Annotated in this window: 17 protein-coding genes, 1 tRNA gene and 3 pseudogenes; 9 read left to right on the top strand and 12 right to left on the bottom strand. The window is 43.4% G+C overall.

Annotated features, from left to right (window positions below; all coding sequences use genetic code 11):
• Nucleotides 1-45 precede the first annotated feature (45 nt).
• The gene (yccX, locus tag OGY15_RS13515) at nucleotides 46-327 is read left to right on the top strand and encodes an acylphosphatase (protein WP_151217958.1); all 282 of its coding nucleotides are present in this window, start codon (nucleotides 46-48) and stop codon (nucleotides 325-327) included.
• Here the strand turns inward: yccX and tusE are convergent.
• Both tusE and yccA read right to left on the bottom strand, forming a co-directional pair.
• On the bottom strand, nucleotides 324-653 hold the full coding sequence (gene tusE / locus OGY15_RS13510) for a sulfurtransferase TusE (RefSeq protein ID WP_151217959.1): 330 nt from the start codon (nucleotides 651-653) through the stop codon (nucleotides 324-326). The two genes, yccX and tusE, sit on opposite strands and share 4 nt — an antisense overlap.
• Before the next feature lie 88 nt (nucleotides 654-741).
• Nucleotides 742-1,401, bottom strand: a complete 660-nt coding sequence (gene yccA / locus OGY15_RS13505) for an FtsH protease modulator YccA (RefSeq protein ID WP_016152501.1) — start codon at nucleotides 1,399-1,401, stop codon at nucleotides 742-744.
• Nucleotides 1,402-1,670: 269 nt separating this feature from the next.
• On the opposite strand from yccA, the pseudogene OGY15_RS13500 reads away from it, so the two are divergent.
• Together OGY15_RS13500 and OGY15_RS13495 are read left to right on the top strand one after the other, a co-directional pair.
• Nucleotides 1,671-3,298, top strand: a pseudogene (locus OGY15_RS13500) (ABC transporter substrate-binding protein).
• Nucleotides 3,299-3,440: 142 nt separating this feature from the next.
• Nucleotides 3,441-3,528: transfer RNA gene (locus tag OGY15_RS13495), tRNA-Ser, on the top strand.
• 18 nt (nucleotides 3,529-3,546) lie between these two features.
• Here OGY15_RS13495 and OGY15_RS13490 read toward each other — a convergent pair.
• A pseudogene (locus OGY15_RS13490) lies at nucleotides 3,547-3,800 on the bottom strand (hypothetical protein).
• A 1,521-nt stretch (nucleotides 3,801-5,321) separates the two neighbouring features.
• Here OGY15_RS13490 and OGY15_RS13485 point away from each other — a divergent pair.
• Nucleotides 5,322-5,909: a helix-turn-helix domain-containing protein gene (locus OGY15_RS13485; protein WP_187259701.1), complete on the top strand. Its 588-nt coding sequence runs from the start codon at nucleotides 5,322-5,324 to the stop codon at nucleotides 5,907-5,909.
• 1,103 nt (nucleotides 5,910-7,012) lie between these two features.
• Here OGY15_RS13485 and OGY15_RS13480 read toward each other — a convergent pair.
• Nucleotides 7,013-7,591 carry an HD domain-containing protein gene (locus OGY15_RS13480; protein ID WP_286539592.1) on the bottom strand — a complete coding sequence of 193 codons (579 nt, stop codon included), beginning with the start codon at nucleotides 7,589-7,591 and terminating at the stop codon, nucleotides 7,013-7,015.
• 362 nt (nucleotides 7,592-7,953) lie between these two features.
• Here OGY15_RS13480 and OGY15_RS13475 point away from each other — a divergent pair, with 362 nt between their 5' ends.
• Nucleotides 7,954-8,889 carry a LysR family transcriptional regulator gene (locus OGY15_RS13475; protein ID WP_252838108.1) on the top strand — a complete coding sequence of 312 codons (936 nt, stop codon included), beginning with the start codon at nucleotides 7,954-7,956 and terminating at the stop codon, nucleotides 8,887-8,889.
• A 360-nt stretch (nucleotides 8,890-9,249) separates the two neighbouring features.
• Here the strand turns inward: OGY15_RS13475 and OGY15_RS13470 are convergent, their stop codons facing one another.
• The 8 genes and pseudogenes from OGY15_RS13470 to OGY15_RS24700 form a co-directional block, all read right to left on the bottom strand.
• Nucleotides 9,250-9,912, bottom strand: coding sequence for an EAL domain-containing protein (locus OGY15_RS13470; protein WP_252838109.1), 663 nt, complete (start codon nucleotides 9,910-9,912; stop codon nucleotides 9,250-9,252).
• A 33-nt stretch (nucleotides 9,913-9,945) separates the two neighbouring features.
• Nucleotides 9,946-10,665: a fimbrial biogenesis chaperone gene (locus tag OGY15_RS13465; protein ID WP_187259697.1), complete on the bottom strand. Its 720-nt coding sequence runs from the start codon at nucleotides 10,663-10,665 to the stop codon at nucleotides 9,946-9,948.
• On the bottom strand, nucleotides 10,665-12,011 hold the full coding sequence (locus OGY15_RS13460; RefSeq protein ID WP_210904910.1) for a fimbrial protein: 1,347 nt from the start codon (nucleotides 12,009-12,011) through the stop codon (nucleotides 10,665-10,667). Before OGY15_RS13460 ends, OGY15_RS13465 begins: the two co-directional genes overlap by 1 nt.
• Before the next feature lie 13 nt (nucleotides 12,012-12,024).
• Nucleotides 12,025-12,309 carry a FimD/PapC C-terminal domain-containing protein gene (locus tag OGY15_RS13455; RefSeq protein ID WP_286539667.1) on the bottom strand — a complete coding sequence of 95 codons (285 nt, stop codon included), beginning with the start codon at nucleotides 12,307-12,309 and terminating at the stop codon, nucleotides 12,025-12,027.
• Between the two features lie 3 nt (nucleotides 12,310-12,312).
• A pseudogene (locus tag OGY15_RS13450) lies at nucleotides 12,313-14,664 on the bottom strand (fimbria/pilus outer membrane usher protein); the annotation flags it as partial.
• A gap of 46 nt (nucleotides 14,665-14,710) precedes the next feature.
• Nucleotides 14,711-15,442: a fimbrial biogenesis chaperone gene (locus OGY15_RS13445; protein WP_247604983.1), complete on the bottom strand. Its 732-nt coding sequence runs from the start codon at nucleotides 15,440-15,442 to the stop codon at nucleotides 14,711-14,713.
• Between the two features lie 53 nt (nucleotides 15,443-15,495).
• Nucleotides 15,496-16,020, bottom strand: a complete 525-nt coding sequence (locus tag OGY15_RS13440) for a fimbrial protein (RefSeq protein WP_210904912.1) — start codon at nucleotides 16,018-16,020, stop codon at nucleotides 15,496-15,498.
• Between the two features lie 211 nt (nucleotides 16,021-16,231).
• A complete protein-coding gene (locus OGY15_RS24700; protein WP_353655340.1) occupies nucleotides 16,232-16,615 on the bottom strand; it encodes a response regulator transcription factor in 384 nt (127 codons plus the stop codon).
• 2,028 nt (nucleotides 16,616-18,643) lie between these two features.
• Between OGY15_RS24700 and OGY15_RS13435 the strand changes: the two genes are divergently transcribed.
• The 4 genes from OGY15_RS13435 to tsgA all read left to right on the top strand — a co-directional run bounded on the left by OGY15_RS13435 (nucleotide 18,644) and on the right by tsgA (nucleotide 24,986).
• Nucleotides 18,644-21,319, top strand: coding sequence for an autotransporter outer membrane beta-barrel domain-containing protein (locus tag OGY15_RS13435; protein WP_286539584.1), 2,676 nt, complete (start codon nucleotides 18,644-18,646; stop codon nucleotides 21,317-21,319).
• A gap of 99 nt (nucleotides 21,320-21,418) precedes the next feature.
• Nucleotides 21,419-22,561 carry a glycosyltransferase family 4 protein gene (locus OGY15_RS13430; protein ID WP_151217970.1) on the top strand — a complete coding sequence of 381 codons (1,143 nt, stop codon included), beginning with the start codon at nucleotides 21,419-21,421 and terminating at the stop codon, nucleotides 22,559-22,561.
• A gap of 515 nt (nucleotides 22,562-23,076) precedes the next feature.
• Complete coding sequence (gene deoD, locus OGY15_RS13420; RefSeq protein ID WP_151217971.1) at nucleotides 23,077-23,784, top strand: purine-nucleoside phosphorylase; 708 nt, start codon at nucleotides 23,077-23,079, stop codon at nucleotides 23,782-23,784.
• Between the two features lie 38 nt (nucleotides 23,785-23,822).
• A complete protein-coding gene (tsgA, locus tag OGY15_RS13415; protein ID WP_151225181.1) occupies nucleotides 23,823-24,986 on the top strand; it encodes an MFS transporter TsgA in 1,164 nt (387 codons plus the stop codon).
• Nucleotides 24,987-25,070 lie beyond the last annotated feature (84 nt).

Below are 25,070 nucleotides of genomic sequence, written 5' to 3'. Positions count from 1 at the left end.
GCATCGGGAACTGTTTCTTCATTTATGTTGATAAGGAGAACCGCCATGTCGAAAGTCTGCATCATCGCCTGGGTTTATGGCCGGGTTCAGGGGGTAGGATTTCGCTACACCACCCAGCATGAAGCGCAACGCCTCGGACTGACCGGCTACGCAAAGAATATGGATGATGGCAGCGTAGAGGTTGTTGCCTGTGGCGAAAGTGAGCAGGTGGAACAACTGATGAAGTGGTTGAAAGCCGGAGGACCGCGTAGCGCCAGAGTTGACCGGATCCTCAGCGAACCGCACCGCCCTGGCGACGAGCTAAAAGGATTTAGTATCCGCTATTAAATGCATTTCACCGGTTTCGGCAGGCCGGCAATTTTAGTCGCCTGCTTAGCCGGACCTTTCGGAAACAGGCGGTAGAGATAACGGCTGTTGCCTTTCTCTTCGCCAAACTTGTTGGCCATCGCTTTTACCAGCATGCGTATAGCGGGGGAGGTATTAAACTCCAGATAAAACTCGCGAACAAAACGCACAACTTCCCAGTGTTCCGCGGACAGCGTAATACCTTCGTTTTCGGCAATGGCAGCCGCCAGCGGCTCGCTCCATTCGGTAGTATCTTTTAGATAGCCTTCGCTATCGGTACTGATTTCTTTACCTTCAAAGATCAACATAATTTGTCACTGCGTTAGTCAAACTGGCGGCAGTTTACCAAAAAAGAAAGCCCCGCATAAGCGGGGCTGGATAATGCGTGTTGACACCTTAATCGCGGCTGGCGAAGCCCAGAATGCTCAGCAGGCTGACGAAGATGTTGTACAGCGAAACGTACAGGCTAACGGTGGCACGGATGTAGTTGGTTTCACCGCCACGGATGATATTGCTGGTTTCAAACAGGATTGCGCCTGAAGAAATCAGGATAAACACCGCGCTGATCGCCAAATGTAACGCCGGCAGCTGCAGGAAGATATTCGCAACCATACCAATCAGCACCACCACGATACCTGCCATCAGCATACCGCCGAGGAAGGACATATCCTTACGCGTGGTCAGCACATAGGCCGAGCAGCTGAAGAAGACCAGCGCCGTACCGCCCAAAGCCATGGCGATAACATCACCCATGCCTGCAGACAGGTAAGTATTCAGTATCGGTCCCAGAATGTAGCCCAGGAAACCGGTGAAAGCGAAAGCGGACAGAATACCGACCGGTTTATCCGCCGTTTTATAGGTCAGGAACATCAGACCATACATACCCACCAGCGTCAGGATAAGTCCCGGAGAAGGCAACATCAGTACGGTACTGGCGGTCGCCGTGAGCGCTGAAAACGCCAGCGTAAGGCTGAGCAGGAAATAGGTATTGCGCAGCACCTTATGTGTGCTGAGTAGCGATGTACGATCGCGTGAAGAACTAATAATACGATCCATGAGTCACTCTCTTATGACAGATGTAATTAATGATGAAGGATAATGAAATCAAGGGGAATGACACAGCGGTTTTACCCATCTTTACGCATTTTAACCCGCCAGGCTTAAGCATATTATTTCAACAAAAGCTCCCGAATCAGATGTTAGCACTGTATGTGCAAAAATGTCAGATCCACCTCTGCCAGGTAACTGAAAAATATTGCGTTATTCCCGAATCTCTCTGACAGTGATTGAGGTGTCTACAAAAACAGAGCGATAAGGTAAAGGGAATGATTCAACACAAATCGAAGATATTGACGTTTACGCTGTTGGCTGTCTGTTTGATGTCTATCAACGGCGTGACGAGGGCGGCAAATGTGCCTGCAGGTACACTACTTGCAGAAAAACAGGAGCTGGTCAGGAATAACGGCAGTGAGCCAGCGTCGCTGGATCCGCATAAAGTCGAAAGCAACGTTGAGTTTAATTTAATCAGTGATATGTTCGACGGGCTGGTGGCAGTTAAGCCGGATGGCTCTATTGAACCCCGTCTTGCCGCGTCCTGGGAGAACAAAGACAACACCGTGTGGACCTTTCATTTGCGTCCGGGCATAACCTGGTCAGATGGGTCAGCTATTACCGCGCAGGATGTTGTCTGGAGCTGGCAGCGTCTGGTCTCTGTACAAACGGCTTCCCCTTATTCTTCGTATCTGGGCAATATGCATGTTGCGAACGCCGTCGATATTGCTCAAGGGAAAAAAGATCCTGCCATGCTAGGAGTCAAAGCCCTCGATGATAGCATGCTGGAAATTACTCTTACGCAGCCGACGGCGGCGTTTCTGGCGATGCTGGCGCACCCGTCTCTGGTTCCACTGGATAAAGTGCTGATAGGCCGCTTTGGCGATAAGTGGACCCGACCAGAACATTTTGTCAGTAGCGGACCGTACAAATTGTCGCAGTGGGTGGTCAATGAGCGCATTGTTGCCGAGCGTAACCCACATTACTGGGACAATCAGCACACGGTCATTAATAAGGTTACCTATTTGCCCATCAGTTCAGAGTCTGCTGACGTTAACCGCTATAAGGCCGGTGAAATTGACATCGTGTATAGCGTACCGGTCAATCAATTCGCGCAGCTGAAAAAGACGATGGGTGATGAACTTCATGTCTCACCTCAGCTTTCAACCTATTACTATCAGTTCAATACGACCCGAGCGCCGTTTAATGACCCGCGCGTGCGTCGTGCGCTGAATATGGCGTTAGATAAAGACATCATTGCACAAAAGGTAATGGGGCAGGGGCAACGCGCAGCGTGGCTTATCAGCCAGCCGGAAATAGGGGGAGTACAACTGCATGCGCCGGAATATGCGTCGTGGCCGCTTGAAAAACGTATCACTGAAGCGAAGAAGCTGCTGGCTGAAGCCGGTTTTGGCCCCGAGCATCCGCTTAGTTTAAATCTGCTCTATAACACGTTTGAAACCCATCAACGTATTGCTATTGCCGCATCATCAATGTGGAAGAAATCCTCGGCGTAGAGGCGAAGCTGCAAAATCAGGAATGGAAAACCATGCTGGACACCATGCATACCGGTAATTTTGACGTCGTACGTTTCGCGTGGATCGCTGACTATGATGATGCCTCAAGTTTCCTCAACATCTTCCGTACCGGAGATAGCGAAAACACCACCGGCTACAGCAATCCCGCCTTTGATGAAGCGATGCGTAATGCAGCGAAAGCAACTTCGCTCCAGGAGCGAGGCAAATATTACCAGCAGGCTGAAGACCTTTTAGGGGCAGATGTGCCAGCGATTCCGGTTTACCACTATGTTCGCACGCATCTGGTGAAGCCGTGGGTGGGGGGATTCGCACCGGATAACCGCGGAAACTACTACACCAAAGATATGTACATCAAAAAACTTTAAGCGCTGGAGCCCGTATTTGTGCTGAATAAACGGTCAATTTGTTGTTATTTAAGTCAATTAACAGCATTTTGGCTGTTTTTCAGGCAAACGAACACATTGGTGCTTTACAGGTCCGTTCGGGATGTTTATAGTGCGCCTCATTGGAAGCGTGGCCGAGCGGTTGAAGGCACCGGTCTTGAAAACCGGCGACCCGAAAGGGTTCTAGAGTTCGAATCTCTACGCTTCCGCCAAATTCGAAACCCAAGTCGTTATGCGACTTGGGTTTTTTGTTTTTTATCCGTTTCCATTATGCCATTGCCGTCCGGATTGCACTGGAGGGCATGAGAATTCATCAGACTTAGCATTCCGACTTCCCAGAGAGCTTGTTCATTTGACGACAACAGTACAGCTGAATCTGTGTTGTCTTCATTGTTATCGAAAATGATCCTGCTGTTGCAACAGATGTTGCCCTGCAGCCAATCGTTCAGATATTGAGAGCGGTTTCAGTGGTTAATTGCGGCATGAAAATAGCTGGTGATTACTGAGGATGGTTACCAGTCGAAGGTGGCAAAGCCAGGCAGTACTTAGCCCGAGGTCGGTTCTGTGAGAAAGATGATCTCGTTTAATATGTGATTTTTTCACGATACAAATACTAACCGGTGATTTCATGATGTGTATATCCTCGCGTTCAGTGGAGCAGCGCAGACAGACCCTTTGCAGTATTGCCTTTGGCGCTTGACCTGCGTCCGTGAATATGAGGCTGGCAGGTCCCTCACAGGCCAGATACCGTTGTGACGGCCTCTTACCCATGTCAACGCCATGATCTTTGACCATTCTGTCTTAACTGGAAGTAGATATTTGACGGCGTGGGGGAAAGCATCTCGATACCCACCCCTGACACACATTGAGCAGTGCTGGAGTATGGATTTTGTGTCGGATAGTCTGGTTAACGGAAACCGTTTCCATGCACTGACTGTAGAGAATAATTTTAATCAGAAATGTCAGGCGTTCCATGCCAAAATATCATTGAAGACTGAGGACGTTGTCAGCGCAATAAAAGCGCTGAGAATGCAGGATAAGTGCCTGCTGGTATGTCTTAAGACAGAAAACGGCAGCGAGTTTATCTCAGATCAGTCTGGATAAATGGGCATATGAACAATGTAATCACGATGTACTTTTCCTTCCTGAAAACTGACAGATAACCCGTTTGTAAAGTTTCTGAAAGGCAAAGTGCCTTGATTTATCACCAGACTGATTCTGCAATCAAACTATTTATAGAAGGTGGTTATTTAACACGAGTCACAAAACGAAATGTTTAAATATTTTGGTGATACGAAATGAGATTTTGCCTAGTTTAAATGTGATGAATCTTATATATTCATAAATAATTTAAAGGATATAATTCCAACACAAAACTTAATGATAATACGAGCCATTGATGGCGAGGAAAAATTTATAATATTTTAATATTGGTCTCGTTGTTTATCACTGTGATGATCACTGAAGATAAAATCATTGCGACACTTTTTTTATATTCAATCCGGGCATCGCGGACACCAGGGAAAAGTCTATTTCGATTATATAGAGTCGGGGTTGGAGGTCGTTAGAATAATTGTTTTTCATATTTATATGTCATTTTTGATTGATGGCATTTAAGTTCCCCGAAATAACTTTGCAATTTAATCAATAAGTCAATATATACATTGGCAGCATCAGCGTGCTACACGTTTTATCATTGTCTTTTTTTACCTACTGATTATTGGATTTTTAAAAAAGATCTGACACCTTGACTGATTACAGAAAATCATGAGATTTTGGTACTTACATTACAAATTTAATACTATTTAAAATAATCATGATCCTGACAGTGGTAGAGTCGTTAACTCTGAAAATGTTCTAGTAATGTGAAATATATATACTCCTGCCACAATGTTGCAACGACTACAGTGATTGACTGCCAAAGTAGAACGCGTGATGAAATGGTATGACAACACGCAATAGTGCTGGAGAACATGACAAAGGATACAGACGCAAGGGTAAGCCGATGACAAAGATAGTCCCAAACACATTTTGTTTGTACAGCAATATCACGTTCAGCGCCCTGGTGGATGAACTGAATGATGAGTTCAGGCGTTTACAGCCAGGGCGGGACACTATGTGTGTGATGTTCACGGACGGGGATGCGGCTACACCACTACGAGTCAATCCTGCCTGCCGGAAAACGTTTTTTATTGTATCATTGGTCCGGTCGGTTTTAGACGTGTCGCCCAGTATACATGCTGGTGCGGACCTGGTCGTCAGTAAAAAAATACAACCAGCAGCGTTAAAACAGCAGATGTTGCGGGCACTGAAAGCTCGTGAGACAAACCGTTTTCGTCCTGCTAAAGAATGGAAACGAAAATGCGCTTCCATTACTGAACAGCAGGTTCTGGCGTTGCTTCTGCATGGCTATCCTACATCGCAGGTAGCTGAAAGGATGAATCTGACGGTGCAGGCTGTTAGCCGCTATCGGATATTGGCTGTGAAGCGTGCTGGGCTCAGGAACTTTAACGAACTGGTGCTGGACCACATAAAATACAACAGAGTACTGCCAGCTCTGTCTGAGAAAGGGAGCCGTGTATCAGCGAAATGAAATCATGTGACTGTAGTGACTTGTACTGGTACCTGCCACGTGTAAATCAACGTTATATACTGTGTGTAAAAATCATAATTAATGAAATCATATTATAACCAATAGTATTAAGTGTAGTTGCGACTTTATGCCCAATAGGATGCCATTATTCAATAAGTCATCTAACGGAATCTGACAATATGATCCCCGTATGGCTAACGCTTCTAAAATCAGTGATAGCAATAACTATACCTTTAACAAAAATACAGATGTTAACTAAATCGATTTTAGGACGTTATTACGACTAAGAAATTTCGTTAATAACTGTCGTGAAGATAAATCAATATTCGAAACTAAGTTATTGAATAGTTGCTTTTTGTGGTTTATTTATTAAATAGTAGAGAATAATGATTTTCTTATTACACTTTAACCCTAATCAAGGCCAGTGCTTCATAATGGAGTGATTTATTTAATTAGTGACGCCCGAAAAGGATGCCATGAGCCTAGCAATCAAAATTATCCTGATTATTTTAGTTTTGTTTTTTTGTTTTCGTGAATATGCTGCGATGTCTAAGAAGTCATGTGAATGGAAGTTGAGAATGAAAGATGAATGGTTAAATGAGATAGTCTGGATGGTGTGTCTCATTCTATGTCTTTTGTTTTTTTGGGGGATGCTTTATGTTTCCTCAATGGTGATATATGAATTGGTTATTATTGGTGAGAAGTTTCATTTTCGATACGGCAATAATCTATTGCCTCCCAGTACTTATTGTCTTTTATTTATATAAGAACAAAAAATAGTGTTCAAAAGAGTATTGCACGTACGCATGCTACCACTGCACATCCCGGCGCGCGAATGTCATTCCAGCGTTCATTTTAATGGGGGCTGTGAGATATCTTTTTTTGGGCTAGATTTGATGCACTTGTTGGAACTAAAGTTGCGTACATTACTCCTTGATTAAGGAGCGCTTTACTACCGCCCGGTTGAATTCTGCAATTTTGTGTAGATACCCCTCGGACTGTTCATGAGAAAAGACTTTATACTTCGAACCAGGTTGGATTGGATAAAGTGAAAACGACTGGCCTGCCAATGATGGCATCTCGCCCAGCCGCCTTCAGGAAGATCACCGTTGTGCTCGCCCGGTAATTTTTTGGCGCGTATCCTCATTGAGAATTTCGCGCAGCTGCATGAACAAGGGATGCGTGCTGGTGTACTCCTGACCATAAGTAAGATTAAATGCATAATTGAAGTCTGGCGGATTAATCCCCTGGTTGTGCTGGAGGATCGTTTCGAGTTTGTCGAGTGCCTTGACGGCTCTGGCTTCCGGTGAAGCGGCACATTCGTATTCCTGCCAGAGTGACAGAATTTCCTCCCGTTGTTTTTCACCAAGCGCACGAGTGAGATGCAACAGCGCGTCTTTCTCCTGTTCTCCCTTATCCGGGTGCAGATCCCGCTCGACAGCGGGAATATCACCATGGATTGCTTCTCCCAGATCGTGAACGAGACACATCTTGAGAACTCTGAGCATATCTACCCCTGCTAATTCATCCTCAAAGATCATGGCCATCAGGCTCAGGCGCCACGAGTGCTCGGCCGTGCTCTCCGTTCTACCAGTAGAGGTATGCGCACTACGAAGCACACTTTTGAGTTTTTCTGCCTCCTGAAGGAAGATCAAACGCTCTTTAATTTTTACGATATCCATGTCTTGCCCATACCGGTCGTTGAGGATGGATATTCTATAGCCAGAGTGTTCCCGCGTGAAACAACTTGTCATGTTCGAGAGAAGCACAGATGAACGACATAGAGCGACCGCTTTGGGTGAGAAACTGACATTGTAGTGGCCTATCTTTCCTGTTTTTTTGCTCTGGTTCTTGCTCTAACGAGAGATTGTAGTGTCGTTTGTACATCAGAATCGGATATCATTATCTACTATTCAGGGCGCTTTGGCTGAGTTTGAGAGTTCATCCCCTCAATAAAGACTGCTTTTGAGGGCTAAAATAAATTACAATGTTCGATTGTTGAAATGTTGAGTTAATTAAAAGTATACTTTACTTGTGGGGTCATATGTATCGTAGCGGCTTTCCAAAAACACTGAGGTATAATAGCGACTTGCTGATAGTGTTATATCTCCTTTTAAAGTTGAAGAATGTAAAGGCGGTAGCGGCTCAACTTCACCTTACCCCACCAGCAGTCAGTCAGAAATTATCACGACTAAGGGAAATCTTTAACGATCCTTTGTTGGTACGAAGTAAAAAAGGGATGATTTTAACAACCCTAAGTGAAGTTCTTCTTCCAAGTCTTGAAAGTATTGTGCTGAAAATTGAAAGTTTCTACAACATCAGCGAATACTACAACAATACAATTATTCCATTAAAAAGAGAGTATGTGCTATCGGTTAATGCGGATACTCATTTTTACGAGGATATTGGGTTTCTTGATGCCTGTGTGCAAGAATCAGGTGGCGATCTCGATGTCTCTTTCTCTATCTTGTTGAGGGATGATAATTCCATTCATGATTTACTTTCAGCGAAACTTGATTTTTATTTTGGCAATGTGAATGTATTGGAAGATAATTTAACGCGTATAAAGGTAAGCGACCTGGAATACTCATTCGCGGTAGGGAAGCATCATCCTCTTGCAGGGAAGAAAATAAAACTATCGTCAATTGATGAATTAAATGAGTTTAAATACATAGCCTTGTTAAGTTTACCGGAAAAACTAGAGGAAAAGTATAAAGATGTTTTTGGTCGTGAGCCATTTAGACCCTTCATCAAAATACAATCAATCAGAACGATTGCTGACTTTTTGAATCGAAGTGATTACTTTTCTTTTTTAACCGTCCGTTCAATAAATAAGCTGGGATTATCACGCGTTTATGTCGGCACTGAAAGTATATTCTTACAGCAATATTTGTACTGGCATAAAAATATGGAAAATGATAGCTTTCATAGATATTTGAGAAATTCTTTTATTGAAACTTTATCAAAGAAAGATGTATGACATTAACTACGTAATGTCGGCAAGGGGGACAGGTGAATACGCACAATGTGTCGGTTGAATATTTTTCCGGCCAGATACTTATCCTTCGATTGTCCCGGTCATAACAGCCGTGGTCGTGCCGCGAACGTTGGCTCCTCCGTTCGGTTATCTATTCTTCTACACCCGGTTTACTGACCTCATACGCCTGAGTTAGCTAAAGCGCGCGAGAGCAGTAACCCATCGATATCTGTCATCTCCTTTAAGGTTCTGACCATGGTAATAAATTTGAGCAGAAAATAAACGCAGGGGAAAACCTCAAAAGACGATCTTGTTCATCAGATTCAACAAATTAGAGGTATTGCCTATCTCGATTTGTGAAGATTACGGATAACAATACGTAAATAAATAAGGATGTTGTATATGAATTTCAGGCCATAAGAATCCTTGTAGAAAATTTGCTCCGCAACGAGTTGCGACTCTCTGTTGCTGGATATTTTCAATACCTTCTACTGTTACATTTTGAGTTAGCGTATGGCAATCGTATATAAATTGCCGTAAGTGTTCGGGCGTTTCGCTGAGAGTCCAGAACGCATGTTTATCGATTTTAATCCCATCAAATTTAAAAAGAAGTGAAGAAACGTCATCAAATAACGCTGGCGCAATGTCATCCAGCCAGATGGGGATATCGTTAGCACGAATCAGGTTTAGGTTGTGATTTAACACACGTGCCGCCGAGGGAGAAAGGCGACTAATATTTTCCGGATCCTGTAGTTCAATAATTATGTTGTTATGTAGTTCTGGCAGAAGCTGTTCTATAGCAAACATATCGCTTAATAAGGCAACGGGTAAGTTTAAATAATAACGAGAATAATCATTTCGCTGTTTGATTATATTTAACTGCTGTACCAATAGGGTTTGATGTGAGGCGGAACTCAGCGACGAAAAAAATGTCTCGCAATCCTGAGCAGGTAAAGGACCACTCAGGACTTCATAACCGTGAATTATCCGTTTTGTGACAGAATAAATTGGTTGTAAACGTAGCATTACGTGCATCATGTTCTCTTATCAGCAGCGCACTTAAAAGCTGCGGTTGCCTTTAACGATATTGCCATCATCATCAATCAATTCAAATGTAGCTCGCTTTGGCTCACCTAAGGAAACAATATCTGCATTGATTATTTTGGCGCTAAAGGGTGATAGCATTCCCGGATCAATTGTTTGCATGCTCTTTTCTCCTACCAGACTTAATGAGCGATAGGTTGCAAAATATGGCGTTGGATTACTTATCTTTATTGCCAGTCTACCCGGCATTCTTTGTGGCTCTATCTTTTGTTCTTCAACGACTTTATCTGGTGAAGGAGACAAGTTTTCCGGGCGGAAAAACAGTTTAAGCTGCAAACGAACCGCAACTTTTACCGCTGATAAACTGGCTGGTAGTTTCGTCTCTACTGGCGAGATTTCATACATATTCAGCCAGTATAATGATTCGCGATCGGTTGCCTGAGGTATGTGAGTGGCCAGTAGTCGGAGATTTTTTTTCTCTTGTGGTTCCAGACGAAAAACGGCAGGTAAAGGAATTACTGGAACGTTGTCTACCGTTTCCGGCGTATTTTTCAAGTCACCATTATCCACCCACGTTTGTACGATCACCGGATAACTATTATTGTTAGCCAGCAGTAACGAGCGTTCTCGATCAGACGCTGAAAACACCACTCGAGAGGACTCGATGGTCATCCCTGCCTGACAGACATTGCCGAGTAACAGGAGGTGCAGAAGATATATTCTTAGCTTTTTCATTATTGTACCTGGATGATCACCTGTGCTGTTGCATTAAACTTACCCGGCGTAATGGTTTTCCCCGGTAAAGCCTTAAACGTGGCGTTTATTGTTTTTGTGTAGGTTGTAACTCCATTCACCACTGAACCTGCGGAAGCATCATCCAGCACCGGATACCATCCGACCGCATTGCCACCTAATACCGCTCCGCTGAGCGTGCTGAGGAGATTCAGCGGCGAGCCGTTGGCTCGGGTAAACTGGATGCCCACACCGGTAGCGATATTTGGAGAAGAGTTGTAATTATCGGAAAGGAGATAACTGACGCCGGAACCTGCCGTACCAAAGCCTTCCGAAACAGCGGCAGCGGCGTTAGCTGGATTGACCAGAATTCCCATCGCGGTCTGATTTGCGGCAACACCGCTGACAAAGGCACCAACACCCGTATTGGCTGGACTTCCCGTTTGACAGTTAAAACGGATAGCTATAGGTTTCTGCCGTGTTACGCCCGACGAAAGTTCTGAAACAGAAATTGTCGGAAAAACGACAGTTGGCGTCACGTTTGTCACCGAACAGGTCGCTGAACGACGGATATATATACGGTTATACAAATTTACAGCGCCGGGCCAGGCATTATACCAACCACTATATTGTGAGTTTGAGTCGCTGCCGATGGTCAGACCGGATGAAAAGCCTCCTCCCTGGAATGCAATGTAGGTGGCTGGCTGTGAATGTGGGTAAATACCTGTAAATACCGCTCCCGCGCTTCTGTCGAGTCGAAAGAGCTCAATCCTGGTGTCACTGAAGTCTTTGGCTTTTACCAAAATCCAGCCCAAAGAATCACGATCGAGATTAGTTAGCGGTCTGGATTTCCAGTAACGGCTGTAATATTCACCGGTCACCATATTGGTTGCACGTAGTGCCATTCCGCTGGCATAGGTTTGATAGCTTTCCGGTAACCCGTTGCTTGCACCGACTTCGACTTGTCCACCATATGTTGAGTCACCGTTAGTGGCATAGTATTCATACAACTTGCCGTCTTCGCTGGCAGTACAACGAAATAGAATTTGGTCGCTGTTGTAGGACTGAGCGCCGGATTGCAAGACGTTGACAACGCCGGAAGCGATCAAAGTCCCATTTGGTTGAAAAGTACTGTTATTAATATTTATTACCGTGGGTAATGTCCCTGCAGAACCCGATGAATCGGTAGCTCCATCCCAGTTCGCCGCCGTGCCTTTTCCTGGCTCGGTGTAATAATTAGAGCTTGAGTTAGTATTAGTCGTAGTGATTCGATAGCAGGCGGCCCATGTAGGCTCAACCAGCAGCAACGCAAACAGCATCAGAAACGCCACAGATATTCTATTATTCATGATTTATTTCCCATCAGATACTGATGCATGGCAGGTCGAGTCTGTAAAGGGACTGCGATATATCGGTGTCCTGTAAGTCATACTTTAAGAGACATTGTTCGGATGGCGATTCACCCCATTTCACACGCAGCGTTCCTTTTTTCTTTGGTGCGCGGGCATACACCTGATTTCCCTGGCCGACGAGACCAATAACAGTGTCTTTACTGTCATAAACATCCGCCCCTAACGGGAGACTTCCTTCAGCTTTTCGCTGGATCTTGATTAACAGGGGATATCCGACCAATGTTCTGAAGCGCACCTTGACGACTGCTCCGGCATAAGGTGCTACGCGTTGCTGGTTTTCGGCCAACTCCGCGCTCTGGTTTTTTATACCTTTGGCGTCGAGGCCGATATCGTTGTACCGATAAGGCACCAACGAAGGGACAATGGCATATCCAAAGTTGTTAATTTTTGCCCCCATACCGTTTTGAACCTCTGCGCCATCTACACCTTCAGCTTCGATAACACCAAAAGTATCGCCAAGGTAGGGACCAAGTGTAACGCCACCAGAATGGGCAACCAGAGCACCACGTAAGCTTGCCCCCCCTTGGGTGTAATCACGACTATGTGATGCGCTACCGTTAACTGTGACCCAAGGCAATTGTTGGGTGACGTTTGCGCCTACGGTAGTGCCGGTTCCTGCGTTGTCATAAGCCCCATTCACGGTGTAACTAAGTGCTTGATTTTCTCCCAGCGTCCCAGTGAGTGAACTTTGATAAAAGGTGCTGCTATCGTCTCCGGATTGGTGGCTTACGCCAGTGGTCAGAATAGGCGAACGAGAACCTTCACCAAACGGGACCGTGATTGAAAACATCAGGGTGTTTTGCGTACGACCAGAATAACCAGAAGCATTATTGCTATAGCCTTGTGAAGACTGCACGCCATAACGAGTGCTGCCGGTTTGCTGCCTGCTCAACGAGAGGTTATAACTGACTGAACCCCAGCTATTGGAGTATCCCATCTGATACTGCGTGTCGCGGCTACGACGGTCACGATAATCGCTGGTTGAACCAGAAACGTAGAGTTGCCCGTAGCTGGATAGCCCCTGACTTATTGTCAGTACGAACTGATTTTTCTGTTGATAGGTGCTGGAATTCCATGTGCCGTTGCGATCGTGCGCATCGCGCAAACCTAGTACATCGCCGAGATCGCGGTAGCCATCGGTCGAGTATCGATAGCCCGCCAACGCGACAGTAGTTGCCGTCGGAGAAAATGTACGACTATAGGTGGCTCCCAGACGCCAGCCATTAAGGTTTTCACCCAGAATATCCGCTCGCGAATAAACGGCATTCAAACCCAGCGCCCCTAACTGATTAGTGAAGACAAAACCGCCCAGCAAAGACTAATACCCCTGCGAAATTCGTACACCACTATTCGCCGTTATGGCATTGCTTAAGCCAGTTTGCCACGTCAGATCGGTGAAATTTGCGTCACTGTCGCCAATGTCCCGTACCTGCCCGGCAGAGAAATTCACATGGGAACGTCCAGGCCGCATGGAGTTTGGCACGGCAGAAAATGGTACGGTAAATGACGAAATACGCCCATCGGCTTCCTGAATTTCAACAACTAAATCCCCTTCATAACTGGTGGGGTAAAGGTCATCAATGACAAATGCTCCCGGCGTCACGGTGGTTTGATAAATTTTATTGCCTGATTGAGACACAGTGACTTTTGCTGCAGTAGATGCAATACCGCGAATTGTTGGTGCATAGCCTCGTTGAGATTCCGGCAACATACGATCGTCCGTTTCCAACTGGAGTCCGCGAAATCCAATACTGCTAAACAGATTGCCAGAGGTATAACTGTCGCCCAGTGTCAGTTGACTGCGCAAGGCCATGATAGGTCTCTGAACATAAGTTCGTAGTGGTGTCCAGTGGTTGCTGCCTGGACCTGAATCGCTAGAATAACGGTTATAGTTTGCCTGGTGGCGGAATTGCCACAACCCCAGGTTTAACCCGGCGTTGAGGCCTAAATAAGTAGATTCTGACGTCTGACCAGACGTATCAGTGCGATAGTAGTTCGTATCATAATTCGCAAACGCGACTGTTTCTCCCGCAGACAAATCGCCTGCAGAAACTTTGCCACGAGGGGTACGCACCATGAGTGCCTGAGGAATAAATAAATCCAGTCGTAACCTCGCAAAGTCAAAATGGTTTGACGAATCTTTAATCTGACTTTCCAGCGTTGCACATTGCGCCGTATGATCTACTGGCGTAATACTCTGTGGGTCGACGCCACCTTTGGTTAACAGTTCTTGCGATAGGCAAGGAGATACCTTTCCCTGAGCATTGGGCGCAAAAACGAGCGATTCTCGGGAATAGAAATTACCGTTAATAAAAATATCGACCTGATACGTACCAGCGGCAACGCTATTTGCATGGTTAAACCGCGCAATGATCTGTTGGTCTTTTGCGTTACCAAGCAGCATGGCATCATCAAACTGATATTGGTTTTCAGCCTCCAGTTGAGTTTCGGAAAACGCAAAAGATGGACATAAAATTAGAGCGATGAGTAAGCATTTGATAGGAATTCTCCGCCCCGAAATAAGACGGAAATAAACCTGACTACTTGGTACATTGCTATGCAAAGTTTTAGCTTCTGGAATGTACAGCATCCATTCCTCCAGTAATTGAATAAACTCTGCACTCAGAGTTGAAAAGTTAGTTTTTGAGTGGAGCTTCAGCACTCGTATGACCACCGTAGTCATTCACCAAAGTAAATTTAACTTTCAACGGTTTTGAAGAAAGCCGGCTATTTTTAGCGACCCAAAGCATTTGAGTTTTGGGAGCAACCATACTGGCAGGAAAAGCAATTTTCTGTGTACCAGCAATAACGTCTGCACTAATGAAAGAGGCATAATAACCTGAATCATTAATCACGGTGAGCTGTACATTTCCACGTTCTTCTTTAACGGAAAAATGAATCTGATTCACCACGTCATCAACACTGCCAATGATCGTTTTTGGTCTGTAAAATATTTTATTTCTGTTTCTCAGAACGACGACCATTTGGTTTTGTGCTTTGGCCATATTCTTCGGTGGAATTTGCACAAAGTTAAGATAAAAAACAGATTCGCGATCTTGAGGTAGATTCTTTCCAGTAAAAAAAAGGCGCACCGATTGACCTGTTCTGGGTTCAATACGAAATAAAGCGGGCACCGCCATAAAAGGGCCATCGGCATTATCTGGGGTAGATGCTGGATTATTTTTATCTGACCAGATTTGCATTATATAGGGAATGTTATCATTATTAGTAAATTGTAAGGTTTCAGATTGAGCATCCCCTGGATAAATGACCCTGGTGTTGAGCATTACCACACTAGCCATTACTGGCGTGGTTACTGTTAAAACTAATGCAGCCCACAATAGCGCGTTGAGGATTTTTCTTGGCATTATAATTTCTCGTGTATAAATACCCCTTCCATAAACTGGAAGGGGATTGGTGCTTATTGGTAAGACACAGCGTACTGTACGCTTCCCAGAACTGAGCCAGCGGTAGCAACGCCTTCGGCATAGTATTCAACTGCAAAGTCATAGGATGCTGAAGTTGCGTTAGCTGCAAGGTTTAAGCCAGGAGAGCCAGTTTGACCTGTCAGATCTAACGGTGTAGTTGGGTTTGCAGGATCAACCAGTTGTAATGAAACATTCGTTGCGCTACCGGAGTTTCCCATACGACCATTACTGGTCAGGTTATTTCCGACAAATACCGTTTTGATCGCGGTTGCAGAGGTGGTAGCTGTACAACCACTCAGAGAAACAGCGAAAGGCGTTTGGCCCGCGGTCTGACCGGAAGCAGCCAGGGCAGATTTAGGCACCGTAGGCAAAAGAACCAGCGGTGAAGAGGCATTGCCGTTAATACTAACAACGCACGTTTGATCGGCTACTTCACCCTGAAAACGAATAGTGTTATCCGCCACTGCTGAAGCCGAGATAGCAACAGTACAAATGAGAGCTAGCGTCATTCTTTTCATATTTAATTTTCCTTATTTCTGAATCAAGCATATAACAATGTTATTTGCCAATATATAACTACACTTTTACGTCTCTCTCATTAATGCAATGTCTTAATTAAAGAGCCAGCAAAATCCGTTATTGAAATGGGTAACTGTATGTTTATTAAGGTGTTTAATGAAACTACATGATCAATATTTGTATTCGATATATTTTTAACTGCAACGCCTCCTATTCAATCAGGTTCTCACCAACAAGTATCTTATATAACTCACTAATTGACCTGACGTTAAATTTTGCATAAATATTAGAACGATGCGTCGATACCGTCTTTACGCTGATAAATAGTAAGTCGGAAATTTCTGAGCTACTTCTTCCTTTCATTATTAGCTTCAGGATTTCACTCTCTCGACTTGAAAGTGAAAGGTAATGAAGCGCATTCTTTTCTTTCCTTCTATAGCTTTCATTCGATTCTTTTGCTAACAATATGTTAAGTTCGTGATTTATAATGCTTGAGTAGATCTCTACTGGATCATTTCTTTTTAGTACAATATCGCAGAAGGTATTATAAAAATAAGCATTATGCTTATAGTCCCAGTGACTGCATATCGCCACAGTTTTTACAGTTCGATGAAGCTTTGCTATTTTCTCAATTACCCTAATTTTTTCCGAAAAAAAACGGCATCAAAATCAAATATGATCAATGAACTGTTTTCATTTTTCAATAGGCTCCTGAAAACCTCATTCAGGTCTATGACATCTGTAAGAATAAAGTTTACCTTCTGATAAGTTGGAAGCTTCCTGATTTCTGATAGTAGATTACTCAGCGCAAATTTCAGGAGATTATCTTCACTAAACACGATGAAATTAATGTTCAAATTTGACAAATAATGCGTCCTATCACCAGTTATCGGTAATGTCATTAATATCCTCACTTTGTATATGTAATTATCTTATTTTGATTAAGTCTGCGTATATAAGAAAATACCCATTTGAACTAGGAATCATCTCATCCACCAGGATGAGATGTATAAAGTTCTTGTTATGTAGTCTATGTTGAGCCAGGAACCAGTAGGCTTTTATAAAATGGTTTTATCCTAAAATCAATGCAATGCTAAATCAGAGGCCTTTTGTATACTCCAGATAAACTCAGACAGAACCTATGCTATTTAATGATGAACATGCTCTTTAATGAGTATATTCTTTGTGACAGTTGTCGACTTTTTTCTGTAGCAGACGCCTATCTATGTTCCAGTATTCATCTCGTAACGCCCATTAAAACTCTTTGGTTCAGCGCCTCAACGGTTCTGCTAGTTGTCGGATAACCAAAAAACAACGCTATAACTACTGATTACCCAGATAATTCTTAATAGATTACCCACACTCAGGCCAGCCACTTAATATAATGATTGTTATTTAACACATTTATAACAAAATACTTCTAACTACGTTAGAAGAGGTTGCAACATTGACTAATAGCAGATGCTCTATTGCAAATTCTTTGTGGTGTGGTTCCATTTCCCCACGCCAGAGGAGCAGTTATATACGACGGCAATCGACGCATCTGTGTTCCTGTGTAATCGTCTTTACTTCGGTCTTTTCATGTCATCACTGTTTACATTATCTATAAAAAGTGACAGTTAGAGATAGTGCGTTTACGACAGAGATCATGGATATAAAATCCAATATTCGAATCTCGCGACGAATACTCATTCATATCGCACCGTGTTAACCAGTGGGAAGCTGGCTAACTATTGTTCTCATAACTCGTATTGCGCCTAATGTGTAACTATTTTGCTGTTAAGCCGCGAAGTACAAAAGTGTTAAATCCTAAATAATGCATAGAAATTTCGTTACGCAATAAATATTACATTTTAAATGAAGTTAGTGAAAGTTATTTTTTCTAACTGAGGGGATAAGGATTATTTATTTCATCATAATTTTTACTGTTATATTAATGAAAATGTTTTATAAGAAAATAACTTTTACAATGGTCTAACCACGTCATAAATTAACAATCTAAACTCCTCCTGAGTTTTTATTAAGTTCAGATAATATGGAAGAAACATTTACTCGGTGTCAACTTATCCAGTAATTCGCTCGAAAATTATCATTTGTATTTTTATAACAACCTTTCTGTGATTACATGTTCATTATCCAACATACTGAACTATAAGGTGACAATAATTATTACTGTGATGAGACAAGCTCAATACCAACCACGGGTTCATCTGTTACCGCCAACGTGCTCTGTGATCCTTCTCACGTAATGTAAATTTAGCTTCAGGCGCTCCAGTTACACTCATCCGATGCTTCAAAAAATATAATTTTTTTATAAGGTTAGACCGTTATATAAGAAAGCGCCCAGAACAAATGGGTGTTTTCTTATATATAAGACAATAACAATAAAAGATAATAACAAAAATAAAATAGGGATATTTAATAACGTTATTATAAACAATAACCGAAGACATAACTCATTGATATAAAAACTAACCTGGCATTTTTTTAAGAATAGCGCCATGAGACAGGATGCAGGCAATTCATATATCCGAAATATAGAAACCTTTTATTCATCAAATGGTGAATTTTAAGAGTTACATTTTTACAACATTTAATTCCTTCCGGGAGATGACTGAACATATGAACATTTCACGTATGCGCAACATTAACTCAGTAATATTTAATAAAAAACTGCTTGCCAGTTTGATTACTCTTTTTGTTAGTCCGGCCTATGCTGCAGGAGCATGTGACTATATCTCACCAGTGGCTCCTGTTCCTGGAGTAACCTGTTCATTAGTCGATGACTGGAGGAATATTAATATTAACAATGATATTCTTAAAAGTGATAACCTTGCCCCTGCTTATCATTTTGAGTCTTACCATGCCGATAACATTACTTACAAAACAGTTATTAATCTGGAAGATGGGAAAACAATTACGTCAGATGTTACAGGCATTATGGCTTTAGGGTTTCCTTTGGCGTCATATGACTCTCATGGAGAGCCATATGTAAATGCAGAGCAAATTGAAATTAATGTTTCAGGGAATATATATACTGGTAGATCCACCGATATTGATGGTTCTGCACCACAAGAACCAATTGTAGGGCCTTCTGGCTCTATGATCTTTGCCGAGAATAATATTCGAGAGACACAACATTCGGGTATTTATATGGCGGGGGCTTCTGGTATGCTCTTAGGTTTGGGTGTTGTACATCAGAACGTAGATAGTCAGATTATCAATAAAAGCGCCAGCAAGGATACTGCGGCTGTTTATATTAAGGCTCTCGAATCCCGCGTTACAACCTCCGGTATTATTCGTTCTCAGGTTGGCGATGCAGTACGACTACAAGATACAGGCCCCGTTTATAATTATAGCAGCGGGGGATATGTCATTCACGACCCAGAAAATATTTTTGACGTTAAACTTCAGGCTGGTAGCGTCGTTGAGGGGGGAGCTGAAGGGGCTGGTCTGAAAATTATCGGTGGCGCTACCTCTAATATTATTATTGATGCAGGTGCAACATTGGGGGCTCTATCAGACATTGCTATTAGCGCTGATGGTTATGAACATTATGGTTATAATGATTATGGTGAATTTGTATCGCGTCATTATACGGGCGCGGAGACAAACATCACGAATGCAGGAAGTCTGAATGGTGTTATTCAACTGACTAGCGGAAAAGATACCTTCATTAATGAAGTGACTGGTGTCTGGAATGTTAGAGAGTGGTCAGATTCTGATCGTGATGGCATCAGGGATACCATTGCACCTGTGGCAACAAGTGACTTTGGTGGTGGAACAACAGAGTTAATCAATCGTGGACAAATTATACTGGCGGCCAACAGTGATGGAACCCCTAACGATGCACTCTTTCAAAATCTGAATACATTTAAAAACCAGGGTCGATTGACATTGGCCAACGGTGTTGCAGGCGATCGGTTCATAATTGGAGGTGATTACATTGGCGATCAAGGTGTAATTGAACTTGATACTCATCTTGGAAGCGACGACTCTCCGTCAGACAGAGTGATTATTAATGGCTCGACATCAGGTCAAACCTATCTATCGGTTAATAATATTGGCGGGAAAGGTGCTCAGACAGTTGAAGGCATCAAGGTTATTGAAGTCCAGGGGGCCTCATTAGGTGAATTTGTACAGCAAGGCCGTATTGTCGGTGGTGCATACGAGTACTATCTGCATAAAAATGGTGTGAACGACCAAAATGGAGATTGGTACTTGCGATCGCAACTTCCTGCAATAATACCGCCGACTACGGACCCAGTACCACCTATTACTGACCCAGTACCGCCAACTACTGACCCAGTACCACTTACCCCTATTAACAGGCCCGAACCTGGCAGTTATATGTTTAATCATATGGCAACAAATACTCTCTTTTTGCTACGTCTACACGACCGCTCAGGGGAGACTCAATATACAGATATCCTGACAGGAGAGGACAAAGTAACCAGTTTGTGGTTACGCCAAACTGGTGGACACAACCGAGCCAGTGACAACAGCCAGCAGTTGAAAAATCAGGGGAATCGCTATGTTACTCAGATTGGGGGAGATATCGCTCAATGGAGTAGCGATGGCCTGGATCGCTGGCATCTCGGCCTGATGTCGGGATATGCGAGACAAAATAGCAATACAGTATCTGAATACTCTGAATATACATCCAGCGGCTCCGTTGAAGGGTACAGTGTGGGTCTTTACGGTACGTGGTATGCCAATAATAAGGATAAAACAGGTAGCTATATTGATACATGGGCACTTTATAACTGGTTTGATAACGAGGTAAAAGGTGAGCAACTCGCAACGGAAAAATACAAATCCCGTGGGATAACTGCCTCACTTGAAGCGGGCTATACTTACAAGCTAGGAGAAAGATACAGTAATGGTGATAAATACTTTCTTCAGCCCAAAATTCAGCTTGTGTGGATGAATGTCAGAGCTGACGATCACACAGAGCGCAACGGTTCGCGAATTTCATTTGAAGGCGATGGTAATATTCAGAGCAGAGTTGGTGTCCGGGCTTATATCAATGGTCACAACACGATTGATAACGGGAAAGATCGCCAATTCCAGCCGTTTGTTGAAACGAACTGGATCCATAACACCCGAGCTTTTGGTGTAACTGTCAATAACGACTATAACAATATTGATGGAACTAAAAACATTGCTGAATTGAAGGTGGGGGTCGAAGGACAACTGTCCAAAAACGTGGATTTGTGGGGCAATGTGGCACAACAGCTGGGAGATAATGGTTACAGCGATACCCAGGCTATGTTGAGCCTTAAATACCGTTTCTGACCACAAAGGAAATCAGTCAAGCTTGTTATAGTTGACTGATTTCATGATTAATCTATTGATATTGCTACATGCATCTCAGATTGTACAACAGGAACGACTATGCAACCTCGGGTTTTAATTGTTACAACTGAAGCTCCTGATATATTTTTCAGTGGCCTTAGCTTCTTTAATCAAGAGTTTTGGGCGGAGTTAAAACGTCGCAACTATCCTTTTAAAGTTTTATATCTGAATAACCAAAAAACACGACCATCCCAATTGGCTGACTATGAGGTAATAGTTGAGCCTGCTTTACCTTTTGATTCATCGTTTGAGTCTCTTGTTTTAAACGTAGCATGGAGTACATCACAGAAAATTGCTCCAATTTTGAAGGAATTCAATCCAGATGTTATCTCTGTACACGAGAATACTCCATTGCTTCCGTTCTATTTCGAATTGGAACGTGTTCAGTTCACTCTGCATTCAAGCTATATAGGCATGCAGCATTATCTAACCCGGACGCAAAAAGGTATGCAGAATTATTGGGAACAACGAATCGCCGTCAGGCAAAGTGGTGCTCTCATATTGCATAGTAATTGGGCTCATCGTTCAGTTATTGATTTTGTATCCGCTGATAGTATTACACCCAATATCTTTCCTATCGGCGTTGACTTCACTCACTACCCGACAAAGAAAATACATCATCCTGAAGGGAAGATTGTCATTAGCTTTTTTGGACGTTTTACTGATATTGTTAAAAACTTTTATGTTTTTCGCGATGCTATCAACACATTACCTTCGTCATATCGAAATCGCGTGGAAGCAAGAGTCTATGGCCCTGAAAAAATCCCTGATTATCTGGTAAATGAGGGGTTTAAAGGACTGACATTCGTTCAGGGAGAAGATAAAAAACAAGCGCTGGCTGAAACTGATATTGTCGTTTTTCCAAGTATACAAGAAAGCTACGGAATCGTGGGGCTGGAAGCATTACTATCAAACTGCGCGCTTATCGCTACACCAGGGTTAGGTATGGATAGCTATATGAAATCTGAATATAGCTGTGAACCAACGGTTTCCGCGATACAGAATAAGATTATAGGCTATTTATCAAATGTGAAAAAACTGCGTAGCGATCAAGCTGAGAATACTTTTCGAAATAGCGTCAACCGCTCTGAGTTTACTCTTGGGAAAATGACTGAGTCGTATATAAAAGTCTGGAAGGAACTGTATGAAAAAAATTTAGCATCATCATTCGGCAATAAATAGCAAGTTGATAATCACAAAGATGAGAAAAAGTTGTACCCAATACCACGACACTTTTTTCTGATTATGTGTTCTTCTGAGAAAAAGATTGGCAGTGACGGTAAGGTAGCTAAATTTCCAGCAACCACCGCATTGAGCGGCATTGATGATTACGAGTTAGAATCAGTCTTGCATCGGGGAAGTCTGCAGAAAGAAGAAAATTTCTGAGCCCACTTTCTACATCTATGGACTCCCCGTTTTGTACGTACAGAATTTTGTTTTGCGTTGTAGCTTACATCTATCCGGCCAGGAAGATCACTTTTCGCATTTACTTTTCGTAAAAATGAGGTGAGTGGCATATCGGATAAAATGCTCTGCTTATGCGCAGGAGGGGAAAACAAGCTCCCTGTGCAACCCCCCGCATCTAACTCTCAGAAATGAGAGGCCGATCCTCTGAGCAGGACTTTTGTCCTCAATCCTCTTCAAACGTCTGGTTACAATCCCTGCATATCTCCAATACTCATAATTCAGGAATTGTTATGACTGCACATATTAATGCTAAAGCGGGTGATTTTGCGCCAACCGTGATTATGCCGGGCGATCCGCTGCGCGCTAAATTTATTGCCGAAAATTATCTTATGGATTACCGCGAAGTTACCAACGTGCGCAATATGCTGGGCTATACCGGTCTTTATTTTGGGCAACCTGTTTCGGTGATGGGACACGGCATGGGTATTCCGTCTATGACGCTATACGCCCATGAGTTGGTACATGATTTTGATGTGAAGAGAATTATTCGCGTTGGTAGCCTGGGGGCAACACAACAGCATGTAAAAATGCGCGACATTATCCTGGCTCTTGCTGCCGGAACGGACTCTGTCACAAATTTAAAACGTAGCGCGGGCTACACGATGGCGACATCCGCTCACTTCCCATTACTACAACAAGCGTGGATGCTGGCGCAGAAGGCCGGGATTGACATTAAAGTCGGCAATATTTTTAGTGGCGATCTTTATTACGATCCTGACGAAAACCTCATTCCGGCACTGGAAAAGTTTGGTGTACTGGGTGTGGATATGGAAGTGGCCGGCTTATACGCCTTAGCACACCAATTTAATATTGAAGCACTGGCTATTTTAACGGTGTCCGATCATTGCCTGACAGGTGAAGAAACCACGGCAGAGGAACGACAATTAACCTTTAAAAATATGATTGAGCTGGCGCTAAATACAGCCGTTACGGCTTAGCATAGGCTTTTAATTGAACCAATCAGGGATGTCATTATATGAAGAATAAAATAGCGCTTACACTGATTAGTTTTCTGGCAAATTTTATTATGGCGGGGTTTGCCAGTCAGTTTGGAATGCTGATTGAACCGATTGCGGTACGTTACAGTGCTGATGTGAATACCGTTGCTTCGATATTTTCGCTGCTTAACGGTGGGGCGTTAGCTGGGACCATTGCTGCCTTTTTCCTGATAGAAAAAATTGGCGTCAAGCGAATGACGTTTATTATCTATTCGATAGTGTTCCTTTGCGCTCTGGCAATGCACTTAAGCCCTGGCTTATGGCCAGTGATGGTCGCCATGACTCTGGTGGGATTCTGCGGTGGGATTGGTCTGTGCGTGGCGGGAACGATTGTCGTTTCGGTGTGGCAGGATCGCATTCAAAGTACGATGCTGGTGGTGCAAGACGCCACCTTTAACGTCGCAGGCGTTGTTTTCCCGCTGATCACCACCTTCGCCCTGACGCACAATATGTCATGGAGTTACAGCTATCTGAGCGTTGGTATGGTGGCCTTACTTACGTTAGGTGTTGTGGCGCTCACTCGTTTTACTGCCTGTGAAACCGCACCTGCGGAGGATCGGACAGACGCGGTGAAATCTGAGTGGAACCCAGGGATTATCAGCGGAGGAATTGGTCTGTTCTTAGGTATGTTGGCGTTGTATACCTTCCTGACCTGGGCACCATTATTTGTGAAGAACAAATTTGGCATTCCTTTTGAAGAAGCTGGCAATATTATTACGCAATACTGGGGAGCGGCGTTGGTTGGGGCGTTAGTATCAACCGTCATTGTTTCTCGTGTAAGGATACATTATTTCCTGTTGAGTATTATATTGCTCGCTTGCGTAATTACTACCATTATTGTATCGAAAGAAAATATCTCCGGACTTGATTATCTGGCATATAGTTACGGATTTGTTTGTGCGGCGCTGTATAACTCCTTCATCGCCTATGGAGTTTCATTTGTGAAGCGCGCAAGTAGTCAGAACGTTTCTTATATTTTAATTAGCGGTAGCGCCGGGGCCATGTTTAGTCCAGCGATCAGTGCGTTAATGGAAAAAACAATGGGATTGCAGAAAATCATGTACGCAATACCAGTATTATATTTAATTATCTTTATCATGTTGATAGGTACATTAAGACTTAAACGTAACAAAGTGCAGTAATAACACTTACCTCTCTAATTAGATAGTCAGTCGCCACACCATTTATTTGGTGGGGCGGCACTCAACCTTGCTCAAAGGAATTGA

This window comes from Citrobacter sp. Cu231 (assembly GCF_030332265.1).
In the GTDB taxonomy this organism is placed as follows: Bacteria; Pseudomonadota; Gammaproteobacteria; order Enterobacterales; family Enterobacteriaceae; genus Citrobacter; species Citrobacter meridianamericanus.
This window is presented reverse-complemented; position numbering and strand designations above follow the sequence as displayed.

Coding starts and splice junctions, on each gene's coding strand:
- yccA (WP_016152501.1), bottom strand. CDS start 1,401: ATGGATCGTATTATTAGTTCTTCACGCGATCGTACATCGCTACTCAGC.
- OGY15_RS13430 (WP_151217970.1), top strand. CDS start 21,419: ATGCAACCTCGGGTTTTAATTGTTACAACTGAAGCTCCTGATATATTT.
- OGY15_RS13480 (WP_286539592.1), bottom strand. CDS start 7,591: ATGGATATCGTAAAAATTAAAGAGCGTTTGATCTTCCTTCAGGAGGCA.
- OGY15_RS13485 (WP_187259701.1), top strand. CDS start 5,322: ATGACAAAGATAGTCCCAAACACATTTTGTTTGTACAGCAATATCACG.
- deoD (WP_151217971.1), top strand. CDS start 23,077: ATGACTGCACATATTAATGCTAAAGCGGGTGATTTTGCGCCAACCGTG.
- OGY15_RS13460 (WP_210904910.1), bottom strand. CDS start 12,011: ATGAATAATAGAATATCTGTGGCGTTTCTGATGCTGTTTGCGTTGCTG.
- OGY15_RS13445 (WP_247604983.1), bottom strand. CDS start 15,442: ATGCCAAGAAAAATCCTCAACGCGCTATTGTGGGCTGCATTAGTTTTA.
- OGY15_RS13470 (WP_252838109.1), bottom strand. CDS start 9,912: ATGCTACGTTTACAACCAATTTATTCTGTCACAAAACGGATAATTCAC.
- OGY15_RS13435 (WP_286539584.1), top strand. CDS start 18,644: ATGAACATTTCACGTATGCGCAACATTAACTCAGTAATATTTAATAAA.
- tsgA (WP_151225181.1), top strand. CDS start 23,823: ATGAAGAATAAAATAGCGCTTACACTGATTAGTTTTCTGGCAAATTTT.
- tusE (WP_151217959.1), bottom strand. CDS start 653: ATGTTGATCTTTGAAGGTAAAGAAATCAGTACCGATAGCGAAGGCTAT.
- OGY15_RS13465 (WP_187259697.1), bottom strand. CDS start 10,665: ATGAAAAAGCTAAGAATATATCTTCTGCACCTCCTGTTACTCGGCAAT.
- yccX (WP_151217958.1), top strand. CDS start 46: ATGTCGAAAGTCTGCATCATCGCCTGGGTTTATGGCCGGGTTCAGGGG.
- OGY15_RS13440 (WP_210904912.1), bottom strand. CDS start 16,020: ATGAAAAGAATGACGCTAGCTCTCATTTGTACTGTTGCTATCTCGGCT.
- OGY15_RS13475 (WP_252838108.1), top strand. CDS start 7,954: ATGTATCGTAGCGGCTTTCCAAAAACACTGAGGTATAATAGCGACTTG.